Source organism: Acidicapsa dinghuensis, from assembly GCF_025685685.1.
GTDB classification, from domain to species: domain Bacteria; phylum Acidobacteriota; class Terriglobia; order Terriglobales; family Acidobacteriaceae; genus Acidicapsa; species Acidicapsa dinghuensis.
In genome coordinates this window covers 640028-653265 of the sequence record NZ_JAGSYH010000004.1, presented here as the reverse complement: position 1 = coordinate 653265, position 13238 = coordinate 640028, and the positions used below count along the sequence as shown (strand labels likewise).

Sequence of the window (13238 nt, the reverse complement as noted above, 5' to 3'; positions counted from 1 at the left end):
ACCTATGCCAATGCTCAAGAGGGACCTCCGCGACGGGTCAATGTGCAAAAGGCATTGACGGAAACGAAGCGGTTCTGGACGGAATGGTGTGCTCAAAGCAGCTATGACGGAGCATGGCAGGGAGTCGTAGAGCGATCTCTGATCACCCTCAAAGCGCTCACCTATCGGCCCACTGGCGGGATGGTCGCTGCTCCTACCACCTCTTTGCCGGAGTATTTTGGCGAGGGTCGAAACTGGGACTACCGCTACTGCTGGCTCCGCGATGCTGCGTTTGCGCTTGAGTCGCTACTCTCGGTTGGTTTGACTGAAGAGGCTAGGGCTTGGCAGGAATGGCTTCTTCAGGCTGTGGGAAGCGATGCGCAAAGATTACAGATCATGTATGGTATGCGGGGTGAGCGGCATCTTCCCGAGTGCGAGCTTCCATGGCTCCAGGGATATCGAGGGTCGCAGCCAGTCCGGTTGGGAAATGCAGCATCCGATCAGCTGCAATTGGATGTGTACGGTGAGGTCGCAGATGCCATAGTGAGCATGAAGCGGGCCGGTCTTAATCTAGACAGGCGCCTTCACCGTTTCCAAAACGACCTGACAAATTGCGTTGCTGCCAACTTTCGTCAGCCTGCCTCGGGTTTATGGGAGCAGCGGGATCACAAAAGGCACTATACCTACTCGAAGGCGATGGCCTGGCTAGCTCTCGATCACGGCGTCAAAAGCACAAGAGGAAGAAGCCAGGAGTGGAAGATGATTAAGGATCGCTTGCACCGGCAGATATGCCGCAGAGGATTCAACCGTCGACTCGGTAGCTTTGTTCAATCTTTCGATTCTGCGGTTCTTGACGCCTCCGTTTTACTCCTGCCGATCTTTGGGTTCCTTCCCTTCGGAGATGAGCGTGTCAGGAGCACGATGGATGTGATCCAGAAAAAGCTATCCAAAGACGGCTTGATTTATCGGTTCACGCCGAATTCTCGCAAGAATCGTGAATCCGCCTTTATCGCCTGCTCCTTCTGGATGGTCCAGAATCTTGCTGGAGCCAAACGATGGAGCGACGCGGAGAATCTTTTTGAGAGAGTCGTCGATCTGCGAAACGACGTCGGGCTTTTGTCGGAGGAATATGATCCGGATCGCGCTCAATTCATGGGAAACTTCCCCCAGGCGTTGTCCCATATTGCTCTTGTCAATGCCGCGAGAATGCTGGCCTCTCGTTAGATGTAGACGGCAGGCGTGACTACTCCTTCATCGGCTTTCCAGTACCGCTCCAATCGCACAATATTATCCCGGGCAATTGCCGCAGGCGCTCAATGACATCGGGCATGTCGGCGGGGTCTTCTCTGTGCCACCTTATTTCGAATTGGAACCTGTTCCGATGTTCTGTTTCCTCATAGCGTGCGGACGCGGACTTTATATGGATTCGTTCGGAACGCAGAAGGCGCGACAACGATTGGGCGGAAACATGATTGCCCTCGCTGACGACCGTCAATGCACCCCTCTGGTAGGTCTCTAAGCGTTGCTCCGCGAAACGGAGCGCCCAAAGAACCAGGTAGCCAATCACGGTTGCCGTGCTGCCCAGAACCAGTTGTCCCCCGCCGAGACACAACCCAACCACCGTTGCAAACCACATGGTTGCTGCGGTGGTGATGCCGAGCACCATCTCGCCCTTCCGAACGATCGCTCCCGCGCCAATAAAGCCGACACCGGTAAGGATGCCGAGAGGCAGACGCATCAGATCCATGACTGCGTAGGAATTCGAAGGTTTCCCGTTTGTCTGAATCAGCAGATTCATCTGGATCATGGCGATTGACGCGGCGAGCGTCACAAGAAGTGTCGTCCGCAGTCCGGCAGGATGACCGCTTTTGCTGCGCTCGGCTCCCAGTGCAGCTCCCGCGATGATCGTCAGGAGGAGCCGAAATGCAATCGCGGGCCAATGAACGTCAGTGGTCATAGTTGAGAATTGTATGACACGGCAACCAATGCCGAAGCGCCACGCGGCGAGAAGCGCAAAGAAAACATATCAAGAGTCTGATGCTGAATTCCTGTCACCAACACTCGCCCAGCGACGAGTCAGCGGCTTCAAGGTTACAGCCTGGGGGAAATTCCCAAGGGCGATTCCTTATTTGGACGACGCTGCGGGCCATGACTGTTTCTTACTCACTAATAGCGCGACAAGATCAGACAGCCTCTTTAATTGTTCCGCGGCAGTCTTGAGGAATTCCGAATTATCGCCGGGATTCTGTTCGGCCAAGAAAATTGTGTTGGAAATGCTCTGAAGGGGGTTATTGATTTCATGGGCGAGTTCCGAATTCCTCTCGTCCCGCCCCTCTTGCAGATCGTGATTTCGATCTGACCGATGTCTGGAATCGAATGCGACCGCAACGGAGACAATTTCAGCGACCATCGAAAGGAGCTCGAAGTCGCTCATATCGAATTCCATTGCTGAGCGATGGGAAACCAGCCATATCGTCCCCTCCCCATCAGGGCCGTGCCACGGGATTAAGATGCCGTCGAGGATCGGTTCGGCGTACACGCCGAGAAAGTCGTAATACGGCTTAAACAGCCGATAATGCTGCGGGGAGTTGCGATCGAGGCAGGTCCCGCAGGGACTGTATCCACGCGGAGTGGTCCCACCGAGATACCGTGAAAAGCTGCCGGCAACAGCAACCCAACGGAATTGGATCGTGCCATCCGGTAGCTGCTCTTCGAGGCTCACTCCGGCGCTGTCTCCGTTGCATTCCTCCACCGCGATGTTGACCAATTCCTGGAGTGCGTCACCTGGACGTTCCGCAAGGAGATGAGCAATTCGTCGAAGAACTCGAACCTTGCGCTCGGCATTGTCGGGGTGAAGATGTCGAGACAGGAAATCCTGCGACGAATAGAGATTCCGTGTGTCCATCCCGGTGTCTACGGTCATCGGCACACCGCCCTTTACCGGGATGTCCCGAGGCCATTCTTCCGTTGCAGCGCGGGGACAAAACTGGTTTGTCCAGCATATATCTCTTTGTCCTTGGAACTCACCTAGGAACACTCCTAGGCGGAAGTATCTCGATTGCATTTCGAATGAACGCCGCCGAGCCCGCGTGCATCCTATGCAGAAGCTTGGTGTGTTCTGGCCCTCTCCGAACTTCGCAGCGGACCCCGCTAAAGCTGAATCAGAATTGTCCGTGTTGGGTAGCCACCTGCGGGACTCAGGAGAAATGTCATGAAGGCACTTGTATATCACGGGCCTAAGAAAGTTTCGGTCGATAATGTTGCAGATCCGAAAATCGAAAAGCACACCGATGTGCTACTCAAACTGACGACCACCAATATCTGCGGTTCTGACCTGCATATGTACGAGGGGCGCACAAATGTCGAGAAGGGCAAGATTCTCGGGCATGAGAACCTCGGGGAGGTTGTTGAAGTGGGTGACGCAGTGGACACCGTAAAGGTCGGCGATAAGGTCGTCCTTCCTTTCAACATCGGATGCGGCTTCTGCGCAAATTGCGAGCGCGGTTTAAGCGGCTACTGTCTCACTTGCGCCGATTCGTCTGTGATGCCCGGCATGGCCGGAGCGGCCTATGGCTTTGCCGGCATGGGGCCATACAGCGGCGGTCAGGCCCAATTCGTGCGTGTTCCTTACGCTGACTACAACTGTTTGCAACTTCCCCCGGACGCAGACGAAAAGGAGACCGACTATGTGATGTTGTCAGATATTTTCCCGACAGGCTGGCATGCTACTCGCCTCGCTAACCTCGAGCCGGGGCAGTCCATCGTAATTTACGGTTCTGGACCAGTGGGGCTGATGGCCGCAATGTCCGCGCGCATACAAGGGGCGGCACAGATCTTCGTCGTCGATGATATCGAGGAAAGACTGGCACTTGCTGACAAGATTGGCGCCACTCCTATTCACACGAAGAAGGGCAATATCGGCGATCAAATTCGTGAGGCTACCGGAGGCTGGGGAGCCGATTGCGGGGCGGAATGTGTCGGTTATCAATGTACAAATGGCCGAGGAAAAGAGATTCCGAATCTCACCATGAATGCCCTCGTGGATGCGGTGAAAGCCACGGGACAGATTGGAGTGATCGGGGTGTTCATTCCGCAGGACCCAAAGAGCGAAGATGAGCTTGCGAAGAAAGGTCAGATCGCGTTCGATTTCGGCAAGTTCTGGTTCAAAGGCCAGAAGATGGGCACGGGACAGTGCAACGTCAAAGCCTACAACCGTCGCCTGCGCGACCTGATTCATCAGGACAAGGCCAATCCATCTTTGATCATCTCGCATGAGCTGTCGCTCGAAGAAGCTCCCGACGCTTACATGCACTTTGACAACCGTGACAAGGGATGGACCAAGGTGGTTCTCCATCCAAATGCGGCTTAGTTCTGTGGCTCTTCCCGAGACAAAACCAATACCCCCCTGCTGCACACCGGAAGTTCGGAGAGGAACGATGAGCCTTTCAGACAAATTTATTTCCCGGCGCAATCTCGTTAGCCATGTCGGAGCGGGTCTGGCCGGTGCTGCGCTCAGCTCTGCAATCCCCACGGCGGGTGCCCAGACTTCGACTCAGGACACAGCGGCGCCTTTTGTCGACCCCACCACGAAGTATCCAAAGCCACCTTATCCGGGCCAATCACAACCGTGGCCAGGACTAGCAAGCAAAATGAATCCCCGACCCGACCATGGCGAGACGAGCTACAAAGGCACCGGGCGGCTAAAAGGAAGAAAGGCACTCATCACAGGTGGCGATTCTGGCATGGGAAGAGCCGCAGCCATCGCATTTGCGCGAGAAGGGGCGGATGTTGTCATCAGTTACTATCCGACCGAAGAGCCCGACGCCGACGAAGTCATCCAGCTCATCAAAGCCGAGGGGCGTAGAGGGATTCCAGCGCCCGGAGATCTGCGACAAGAAACGTACTGCAAAGAACTCGTTGCTAAGGCGATCGCGGGATTAGGCGGCCTCGATATTGTCGTCTCCAACGCGGGCCGACAACAGCAGTGCGAAGACATCCTGCAACTCACGAGCGAAGCATTCGACGCAACCATGAAGACGAACATCTATGCGCCCTTCTGGATTATCAAGGCAGCCCTTCCTCACCTGCGTCCTGGCTCCGCGATCATTGCGACCACCTCTGAGCAGGCGTACGACCCAGCTGGCAATCTCTATGACTATGCGCAAACGAAGGCTGCGACGATGAATTATGTGAAGTCCCTTGCGAAGCAGTTCGGGCCTAAAGGGATACGCGTGAATGGCGTCGCACCTGGCCCAATCTGGACACCCCTGCAAGTTTCCGGTGGTGCGACGCAAGACCATCTGATCCATTTTGGTGAGACATATCCGCTTCGTCGAGCCGGTCAGCCGGCGGAACTGGCGAGCATCTATGTGCAGCTTGCCGCCAATGATGCCAGCTACACCACGGGGAATATCTATGGTGCTGGCGGCGGTGGGGGACAACCTTAGCATCGCGTAGCGAATTGAGAACGCTCTATTGGGTGCGGGACAGCAAGGGAGATTGTCATGGGTCAGGAGAGACATGTAGCGCGCGGGATCGTTGCGGGTTTGGCTGCCGGATTGGTGGCCTCATGGGTGATGAATGAATTCATGGCAGGCCCGGGACAAATATTGCAGCAGGCAGTGCAAACTCCAGAGGAGAATGAGCGCGAAGCAATTGAAAGCGAAGAACCGAAGGAAGACGCCACAATGAAGACCGCCGACGCTATCGCAAGTGCGGTGACGGGCGGCCAACACCTTTCCTGGGAGGAAAGGCAGAAATCGGGTCCAATCGTGCATTATGCATTCGGCGGTCTCATGGGAGCCCTATACGGCGCATTCGCTGAGCTCTGGCCCGGAATTCGGGCTGGATTCGGAGCAACGTACGGATCGCTTCTCTTTACCGGGGCCGACCTCATTGCTGTTCCCGCTCTAAAACTTGGGCCGTCACCAACGGATCAGCCCGCAACTGCGCAGGCTTCGCCACTTGCTGCTCACCTCGTCTACGGCATAACTACGGAATGCGTTCGACGCATAGCTCGAAGCCTTCTTTAGAGGGCGGATCACATAAGCGGAGGAATTCATGTTCATCATCATCTTGATAGTGCTCATCCTTGCGGTTGGCGGCGGCGGATATTACATGGGACCTGGAATTGGCTACTACGGTGGCGGTGGTCTCGATCTCATCCTGATTATCGTTTTGCTATATCTGCTGTTTGGGAGAAGCCGCACGCGACTATAAATAAATTCTAATTTCGGAGGATTCGCGTGGGCCTCCGTCCAGCACCCGTCGGGCGACTTTCGGGGCTCATTGTTGCGACGATGCTGTCACTTCCCATCCACCGCCTCAAGAGTGTCGATTGCCTCAATGGCAGCAAGCAAATCCGAGGGATGAACTGGCTTGGTGAGCAGGTTAAAATTATGTCCGTTTTTCCGGGCAGTCTCCAGCAGGTCCGAAGTCGTTGCTTGGCCCGAGAACAACAGAATCCTGCAACTGGGAAAAATCGCCTTGAACTGCACCCCTAAATCGATGCCGTTCAGCTTTGGCATCATGACATCCGAGATCAAGAAATCTGGGCATTGTGTCTCTGCGGCCCGCAACGCTTCCAGAGGGTCGGTGAAGACAGTCGCCGAAAAGCCGGACGAGTTCAGGATCATCCCGAGCGTGGAAGCAATCGTTGGCTCATCGTCAACTACGAAGATGCGAGGTTTTCCGTTTGCTGGCATTCATTGTCCTCTCGAGCCGGAAGCTTCGTTAGCACATCGTACTCGTGGAATTGGCAATGACAGGCCACGGCGCGCACTCTGATCCCAACTTCGAAAAAGAACTAATGGACCAGTGCTCCACTCCATCTGCCCTCATCCTATTTTCCATAGTCCCCAAAAGGTAACTAGGAGCACTCCTAGGAAAGGCTAGGGAAGCCGAGCCTTCGTGTTGTCGCGGTTGTTTCGACGCCTGGATGTCGGCGGGCTTTTTGACGATACGGAAGTCGCATCGGGTACTAGGGTTTTCCCTAGTAGGAGGGTATTGCATCTAAGCGTTTGATGGATGGTTGCAACGACGCTCGGAATGATCCTGCGGTTCACCCGAATACTCTTATCGAAATGGTCACAACGATACTCGAGAAGTGACTTTAATTGCGATCTCGCACAGAGCTCCTCAATGAGGCGTCTCTACGGGAACGCGCACAGTAACAGTAGTGCCGTTGTCCGAGCTTGATTCGATGCGAAGGGTTCCGTTCACCAGCCGAGCTCTCTCGTTCATGCTCAAAATGCCCAAGCCTCCTCCCAGCCTTATCTTGGCGATATCGAAGCCTGGTCCTCCGTCGCGAACTGTGAGTTGCACAGCGCTGTCTTCAACCGCCAAGGCGAGCTGAATTGGTGCTCCCGGCGCATGTTTAAGGATGTTTCTGAGTGCCTCCTGAGCCACGCGGTAGAGGGCCGTCGTCGCATCGACCGTGAGCGAAGGTATTTCGTCGGGCAATTTAATACTGACCTCAGTGCCGTCATCTCGGTATCCATCAATCAGGCTACGCAGGGCAGCCAGCAAACCAAGATCTTCAAGGACCGAGGGATGTAGGCTGTGCGATACCTGCCTTATTTCCTGGTTGAGTGTGGAGATTTCTGCGCGGATTCTCTGGAGCAACTCTTCCGCTTCCTTCGGACTTTTCTGCAAATGTTCGAGTGCACGATCGGTATGGAGGCTCAAAAGCGCCATGCGTTGACCGAAATCGTCATGCAGCTCCCGCGCAAGTCTCTTCCGCTCCTGTTCCTGAGTGTTGATGAGATAAGCGGAGAGCGCTCTGAGTTCGGCGCGTGATTGACCAAGTTCACCCGATGCCTTATGGACTTCGCCCTCCAAGCGCTCGCGCTCATCCTCCTGCGCTTGCTCTTGAAGCAATCGCTGAGTCACGTCTGCGAAGATTACGACAGCACCCTCAGGTTGACCCGCCACAACAATCGATGCTGACGAATCTTCGATCGGAGTGGTCTGCCCGCCGCGCGAACGCAAGAGGAAGCGCTCTTTGCTGGTCTTGAATGGAACCGAAAGCGCTTTCAGTGGTTGAGATTGCTCGACAGCCTGCCCCGTCATCGTGCGCAGGTTATAAATTTCGTCGATGTACCTGCCTAACGCTTCGGGTCGTCGCCAGCCGGTCAGATGCTCAGCTCCAGGGCTCAGATAACTGACTTTCGCTTCACCGTCGATTGCGATGATTCCATCGCTCAAGCTATCGAGCAACGTCCGAAGCCACGCACCTTCGGCGAACAACTCGCGCGCCGATGCGCGGACAGCGTTTTCTGCTCTTTTCTGCATGGTGATATCGATGAAGGTAAGGACGATCCCTTCGATGCGATCATCTGTACTGCGGTAGGGGAGAACTCGTGTGAGGAACCAGTGGCCGGAGTCGTCCTCGATCTCTCGTTCGACGGGAACCAATCGGCTCAGCACCACCTCCGCATCGCCTCGTAGTTCTTCATATCCCAACCTATGTGTCAAATCGGAGATGGGGCGGCCCCGGTCTGTCACGCGGATGTTGAACAATTCGGCGACGCGAGGCGTAAACCGCAGGATTCGGAGGTCGCGGTCAAGAAATAACGTGGCAATCTCCGTTGCGGAAAGGAGGTTCTGCAGGTCGCTCGATAGTTGAGAGAGTTCCTCGACCTTATGACGATTCTCCTGGTTTACGGTCTGAAGTTCCTCATTGATGCTCTGCAGTTCCTCCTTCGATGTCTCTAGTTCCTCCATCGTGGAGCGCAATTCTTCATTCGAAGATTGCATCTCCTCATTGGAAGCCTTCATCTCTTCGCGGCTGGTTTCATACTCTTCGATGATGGCCTGGAGGCGCTGGTGTGCGACGTTGAGCTCCGTCTCAAGCTGCGCAATTCGTTCGGCCTCATGTCCCGAGGGTAAAGCAGCACCGGGTTTTGCTGCCGCGTCCTCATTCTTGATATCGGGTCGCTCATCGAAGATAAGCAGGACCAATCCCTCCTGCTCTGTTTCCCGTGCTGGCCGTACGTGCATTACTACGGGAACGGGATGTCCGTTAAAACGTACCGGAATAACTCTCGAGTCCAGAGGCTCTCTTTTGTCTCTGGCCTGCTGAAGCAGAGCGCGCAATTCAATCCGAAGTTCTTCTCGAATCAATTTCACGACACTAGCGGTGAGCGTTCCACCTGGGTGAATCAGATATCGTCCCGCATGTTCGGAGAGATGAACCAGTTTGTCGTCGGGACCTACCAATATGCTTGGAGGCGCATATCGCTCCAGCATGTTTTGATGAAGGACCTCATAGGGTATCGTTCCCGGCGAGTATGCTGGCGTTGGAACAGCTTCTCCTCCTGTGCTGAGGCGGGCAAGCGGAAAAACTGGAAGGCGCGGTTCCGGCGCCGGCACATTGCGTTTGCGGAATAGGCAAGTTTTCTTATCCTCTGTCTTGAAAAGCTCAGTGGCTTCGACGGTCTCTGAAGTCCCTAAGAGCAGGTATCCGTCCGGACATAGTGCATAGTGAAAGAGATCGATCACATCGTGTTGAACGGAGCGATCGAGGTAGATTAAGAGATTGCGGCAGGAGATCAGGTGTATTCGGGAAAACGGTGGATCTCCAAGCAGGTTGTGAGGAGCAAATACCACCAGATCTCGGACTTCTTTGCGAATGCGATAGCCGCCGTTTTCTTTCTGGAAAAATCGCTTCAGCCGCTCTGGACTTACATCGGCTTCGATATCACCCGGATAGATCCCATCGCGAGCCGAATCCAAAGACCGTTTGTGCAGGTCAGAAGCAAACACCTGGATTTGTGGAGGCGCCTCTCTCCGCCCTGCTGCTTCGATCAAAAGCATTGCCAGAGAGTAAGCTTCTTCACCTGTTGCGCAACCGACCGACCAGGCACGCAGATGGTCCTTGGAACTTTTACCCTCGAATAGTTTCGGAAGGACCTCTTCTTCAAGTTTCATGAAGACGTCCGGATCGCGAAAGAAACTGGTGACGGTGATCAAAAGATCATCCGCGAGCGCGCGAGCTTCTTCGGGACTTTCTCTCAGCCTTTCCAGGTAATGATTAGAATCCTCAATGTAGTTCAGCTGCATTCGTCTGGCGATGCGGCGCAGAATCGTAGCTGGCTTGTAGCGGCTGAAATCTCGCTCCGTCCGAGTCTTGAGAATCGCCAGAATCTTCGGCAGAAGGATTCGCTCGTTTTGCTCGCCTTCTTTCCCATCCTCAGGCACTGCTACTCGCGGGTCGGTTCTGACATACCGGAGCAGCGCTTCGGGAATTTCTGCGAGAGGAAGAATCCGGTCAACCTGTCCAGTGGCAATTGCGCTTTGCGGCATTCCGTCAAATTCGGCCTCATTCGGATCCTGGACAATGATCAGTCCACCCTTTGCTTTGATCTCCTTCAGTCCCAGCGTGCCGTCGGAACCGGTGCCGGTCAAAATGACGCCTATGGCATTGCCGTCGTGAGTCTTTGCGAGCGTCTTGAAAAAATGATCGATCGGAGCGCGTCCACGTCGCAGTTCCTCCAGTTTCGACAAACGCAAGTGGGTATCGATGGCGCTCAGATTGGCGTTGGGGGGAATAACGTAAACGTTATTTGCTTCAATCAGCGTGGTCTCGGTGACTTGCCTTACCGGAAAGCGCACTTTGGGCTGAAGTAAATCGGGAAGGAAGCTCTTATGCTCCGGCGAAAGATGAACAACCACCACGAACACCAAGCCACTGTCGGACGGCACGTGCTCAAACAAGTGCTTCAGGGCGTTTAACCCCCCGGCAGATGCTCCGATCCCGACCACGATCGGTTCTTGTGGCGGCTGAGATGATTTCGCAGTCAGTTTTTTCTGATTTTTGGGCTTTTTGTTCACAAACCACCTTCCGAGCCGGAGCTGGCCCGGTCGCGCGGCCGTGGCCATTGTTGCCCAGCGAGGATTTCGCGACGACGCCTCGTACTGCGTCCCGATTTGCTTTGGATTCTAGCACTCGAACACAGGCGGAATCAGCAACCTGCGGTGCTCAGCACGGCAGGGAGAGGCTGAAGGGAAAGAGGCGTCAAGTCGCGTCTACCGGGTGAACTTAATGACTTGTATAGGAAATCACGCTGTTCGGCGAAAGAGGCCGCTCCGAGCAAAGACCAAGTCGCGACCCGAGAAGAGCCACCGCTAAAGGCTATACGAGGAGCATTTGTGGTCAATTTTATGATCGTGGATTTGCCGCCGAACATCGGCGAGCTCTCTTCGTGCGTCTTCGCAATCAGCCTTGGCTGCGAGAAAAGTTGTGTGGTTTTTCTCTATAAGGTGTGTCAGCCTGGTCGTCAAAGCAGAAAGCTTGCTGACCAATCGAATCCGGCGCTCTTCCAGGGAACATCTGGTTGAGCAATCTGCGGTATGAATTCCCATAGCTTGCTCCTCTTCAAGAGGAGCAAGCCGGGTCAGCGGTTAACGGCTCTTGATTGCAAGGTTAGATGCAGCTTGGGTGAAAAGCGCCGAAACTACGAAGGATCGTCAGCATTTGTCTAGAATTCAGCACACATATTCTCTCTTTTGAACACCTGAGCCGTCGTTATGAAAAGTTTCCAATACGGACGCCAAACGGTCGGCACTACACTCGTGCGCCTTCTCAAGAACGTCGAGTTCTTCGGCCCGGCGCTTGACTGAAACGACGGTCATGCACGTGCGGCAGAAAGAAAACACGGTACCATCGGGGTTCGAAACATGAGAAAACTTTTGGGGAGGGCGGATCATCGCGGAATCTCTTAAGCGAGCTGTTCACGGTCATCAAACATGGCAGTATTTCAGAACCCACCGCGAATAGAACCTAGGAGCATTCCCAGCTCAGCAATAGCGGCTTTGAGTGGACTTCACAGCTTTGAAGTAGCACAGAACGCGCGCGATCTGGCGATCGACATGTTTCGCAAGCGGAATGGGCTAGTGGAAGTATCCTGCGTGCGCCATGCTCTGCGGCAAGTGCTCGACGGTCACAGTGGCCTCAAGTTCCTTTATCAGGTCCTGCGGTCTGCTCGACAGTACCCTGTCGGTGAGGCCGGCTTGGAAATCCCCCGAAGCCGAAGAAACAGTACAAATTGGAACATGCGAACCGGCGGAGCGAATGAATCGGACGATTCGATCACGGTCGTTCAGCGGAAGGGAATGGCATAGAAGAATGAGATCAAAGTCGCCATTTTGAAACAATTCAATCGCCTCAGCAATGGTTGAGGCTTCCCGCGCCGCATAGCCTGCAGAGCGCAGGATCGAAGAGCGCGTTTGGAGGATTACGGGATCTTGGCCGACCACCAAAATAACGACGAGTGGCATAGGAATCTCCTGAGACGCGGATTCAACCCTCCAGTTTCACGAGGACTTGCCTTGATGTTGCAGATCCGATGCTGCGATTTCCTTTATCCTAGGAGTTGAAGACGCTCGAACGTAACTAGGACCGCTCCTAGGGATGATGCACACGGAGATCTAGAAAGACCAGTGACGGCAGATTGGCTTTCCGGCATCAGAGTAGTCGGGGCGGCGCATCGACTCGGGCATACTGGCGCGCTCTATGGGCATGAAGACAGTTCTCATCGCGGACGATCATCCTCTCCTTGTGGAAGGGATCTCCAGTCTGTTGCGCTCGGAGTTTCAAGTCCTCGGCAGCGCTTCAAATGGACGTGATTTGGTTCTCCAAGCGGAACGCCTTCGTCCGGATCTCATCACCCTGGATATCGGAATGCCCGCAATGAATGGAATTGAAGCAGCGACACGGCTGAAGGTCTCCTGCCCTGACAGCCGGATCGTTTGTGTCACTCAGCAGAATGACATCGAATACCTGTTGGCGGCGTTTCGCGCTGGGGCTGTGGGCTTTGTTGCCAAGCAGGATATTCTCGGTGAACTCGTCGATGCGTTCCGAACAGTGTTGCAAGGGCGCACCTATGTCACGCCTTCGCTACGTGAAGCCTACGCCAGGCTCGTACGCGAAAATTCTGACAAGCTAAGAATTGTCAGTTCCCCCCTTACTCCAAGACAACGCGAAGTTCTGCAGCTGATCGCAGAAGGCAAGTCAACAAAGGAGATTGCAGCAGCACTCAGCATCTCAGCAAAAACTGTCGAATTTCATCGCGGCGGCATTGCGGAAATCCTCGGGCTTTCTTCTATTGCGGACTTGACTCGATATGCGCTACACCATGGCATCACACAGCACCGTTAAACGCTGACAACGACCGATCGGACTTATTGGAATTGTCCGCGACGATACGCCGCAAATTTTCAGGCGTCGTCGCCCGGTCGCAAACTCCCCAAGCGAGAGT

General features: G+C 54.6%; 10 protein-coding genes and 1 pseudogene. 6 read left to right on the top strand and 5 right to left on the bottom strand.

The window, feature by feature from the left end:
- The first annotated feature begins 54 nt into the window (after positions 1–54).
- Positions 55–1203 carry a glycoside hydrolase family 15 protein gene (locus OHL22_RS13650; protein WP_263338912.1) on the top strand — a complete coding sequence of 383 codons (1149 nt, stop codon included), beginning with the start codon at positions 55–57 and terminating at the stop codon, positions 1201–1203.
- Positions 1204–1222: 19 nt separating this feature from the next.
- Here OHL22_RS13650 and OHL22_RS13645 read toward each other — a convergent pair whose 3' ends face one another.
- Together OHL22_RS13645 and OHL22_RS13640 are read right to left on the bottom strand one after the other, a co-directional pair.
- On the bottom strand, positions 1223–1936 hold the full coding sequence (locus tag OHL22_RS13645; protein ID WP_263338240.1) for an MgtC/SapB family protein: 714 nt from the start codon (positions 1934–1936) through the stop codon (positions 1223–1225).
- A gap of 168 nt (positions 1937–2104) precedes the next feature.
- Complete coding sequence (locus tag OHL22_RS13640; RefSeq protein ID WP_263338238.1) at positions 2105–2902, bottom strand: histidine kinase dimerization/phospho-acceptor domain-containing protein; 798 nt, start codon at positions 2900–2902, stop codon at positions 2105–2107.
- A 288-nt stretch (positions 2903–3190) separates the two neighbouring features.
- Between OHL22_RS13640 and OHL22_RS13635 the strand changes: the two genes are divergently transcribed.
- The 4 genes from OHL22_RS13635 to OHL22_RS13620 all read left to right on the top strand — a co-directional run bounded on the left by OHL22_RS13635 (position 3191) and on the right by OHL22_RS13620 (position 6198).
- Positions 3191–4348 carry a glutathione-independent formaldehyde dehydrogenase gene (locus OHL22_RS13635; protein WP_263338235.1) on the top strand — a complete coding sequence of 386 codons (1158 nt, stop codon included), beginning with the start codon at positions 3191–3193 and terminating at the stop codon, positions 4346–4348.
- Between the two features lie 67 nt (positions 4349–4415).
- Complete coding sequence (locus OHL22_RS13630) at positions 4416–5426, top strand: SDR family oxidoreductase (RefSeq protein ID WP_263338232.1); 1011 nt, start codon at positions 4416–4418, stop codon at positions 5424–5426.
- A gap of 57 nt (positions 5427–5483) precedes the next feature.
- Positions 5484–6011, top strand: coding sequence for a DUF1440 domain-containing protein (locus tag OHL22_RS13625; protein ID WP_263338229.1), 528 nt, complete (start codon positions 5484–5486; stop codon positions 6009–6011).
- A gap of 28 nt (positions 6012–6039) precedes the next feature.
- Entirely contained in the window at positions 6040–6198 is a 159-nt protein-coding gene (locus tag OHL22_RS13620; RefSeq protein WP_263338225.1) for a DUF3309 family protein, read from the top strand.
- An 86-nt stretch (positions 6199–6284) separates the two neighbouring features.
- Here OHL22_RS13620 and OHL22_RS13615 read toward each other — a convergent pair whose 3' ends face one another.
- The 3 genes and pseudogenes from OHL22_RS13615 to OHL22_RS25070 form a co-directional block, all read right to left on the bottom strand.
- Positions 6285–6683 (bottom strand): response regulator, encoded by a 399-nt coding sequence (locus tag OHL22_RS13615; protein ID WP_263338222.1) that lies wholly within the window; start codon positions 6681–6683, stop codon positions 6285–6287.
- A 433-nt stretch (positions 6684–7116) separates the two neighbouring features.
- On the bottom strand, positions 7117–10860 hold the full coding sequence (locus OHL22_RS13610; protein ID WP_263338219.1) for a chemotaxis protein CheB: 3744 nt from the start codon (positions 10858–10860) through the stop codon (positions 7117–7119).
- 1197 nt (positions 10861–12057) lie between these two features.
- Positions 12058–12258: pseudogene (locus tag OHL22_RS25070) on the bottom strand (hypothetical protein); the annotation flags it as partial.
- A gap of 241 nt (positions 12259–12499) precedes the next feature.
- On the opposite strand from OHL22_RS25070, the gene OHL22_RS13600 reads away from it, so the two are divergent.
- The gene (locus OHL22_RS13600) at positions 12500–13138 is read left to right on the top strand and encodes a response regulator (RefSeq protein WP_263338213.1); all 639 of its coding nucleotides are present in this window, start codon (positions 12500–12502) and stop codon (positions 13136–13138) included.
- The last annotated feature ends 100 nt before the right edge of the window (positions 13139–13238 follow it).

Excerpts from the sequence above, each read along its gene's own strand:
- OHL22_RS13645 (WP_263338240.1), bottom strand. The coding sequence starts at position 1,936 with ATGACCACTGACGTTCATTGGCCCGCGATTGCATTTCGGCTCCTCCTG.
- OHL22_RS13640 (WP_263338238.1), bottom strand. The coding sequence starts at position 2,902 with ATGACCGTAGACACCGGGATGGACACACGGAATCTCTATTCGTCGCAG.
- OHL22_RS13635 (WP_263338235.1), top strand. The coding sequence starts at position 3,191 with ATGAAGGCACTTGTATATCACGGGCCTAAGAAAGTTTCGGTCGATAAT.
- OHL22_RS13630 (WP_263338232.1), top strand. The coding sequence starts at position 4,416 with ATGAGCCTTTCAGACAAATTTATTTCCCGGCGCAATCTCGTTAGCCAT.
- OHL22_RS13625 (WP_263338229.1), top strand. The coding sequence starts at position 5,484 with ATGGGTCAGGAGAGACATGTAGCGCGCGGGATCGTTGCGGGTTTGGCT.
- OHL22_RS13620 (WP_263338225.1), top strand. The coding sequence starts at position 6,040 with ATGTTCATCATCATCTTGATAGTGCTCATCCTTGCGGTTGGCGGCGGC.
- OHL22_RS13615 (WP_263338222.1), bottom strand. The coding sequence starts at position 6,683 with ATGCCAGCAAACGGAAAACCTCGCATCTTCGTAGTTGACGATGAGCCA.
- OHL22_RS13610 (WP_263338219.1), bottom strand. The coding sequence starts at position 10,860 with ATGGCCACGGCCGCGCGACCGGGCCAGCTCCGGCTCGGAAGGTGGTTT.
- OHL22_RS13600 (WP_263338213.1), top strand. The coding sequence starts at position 12,500 with ATGAAGACAGTTCTCATCGCGGACGATCATCCTCTCCTTGTGGAAGGG.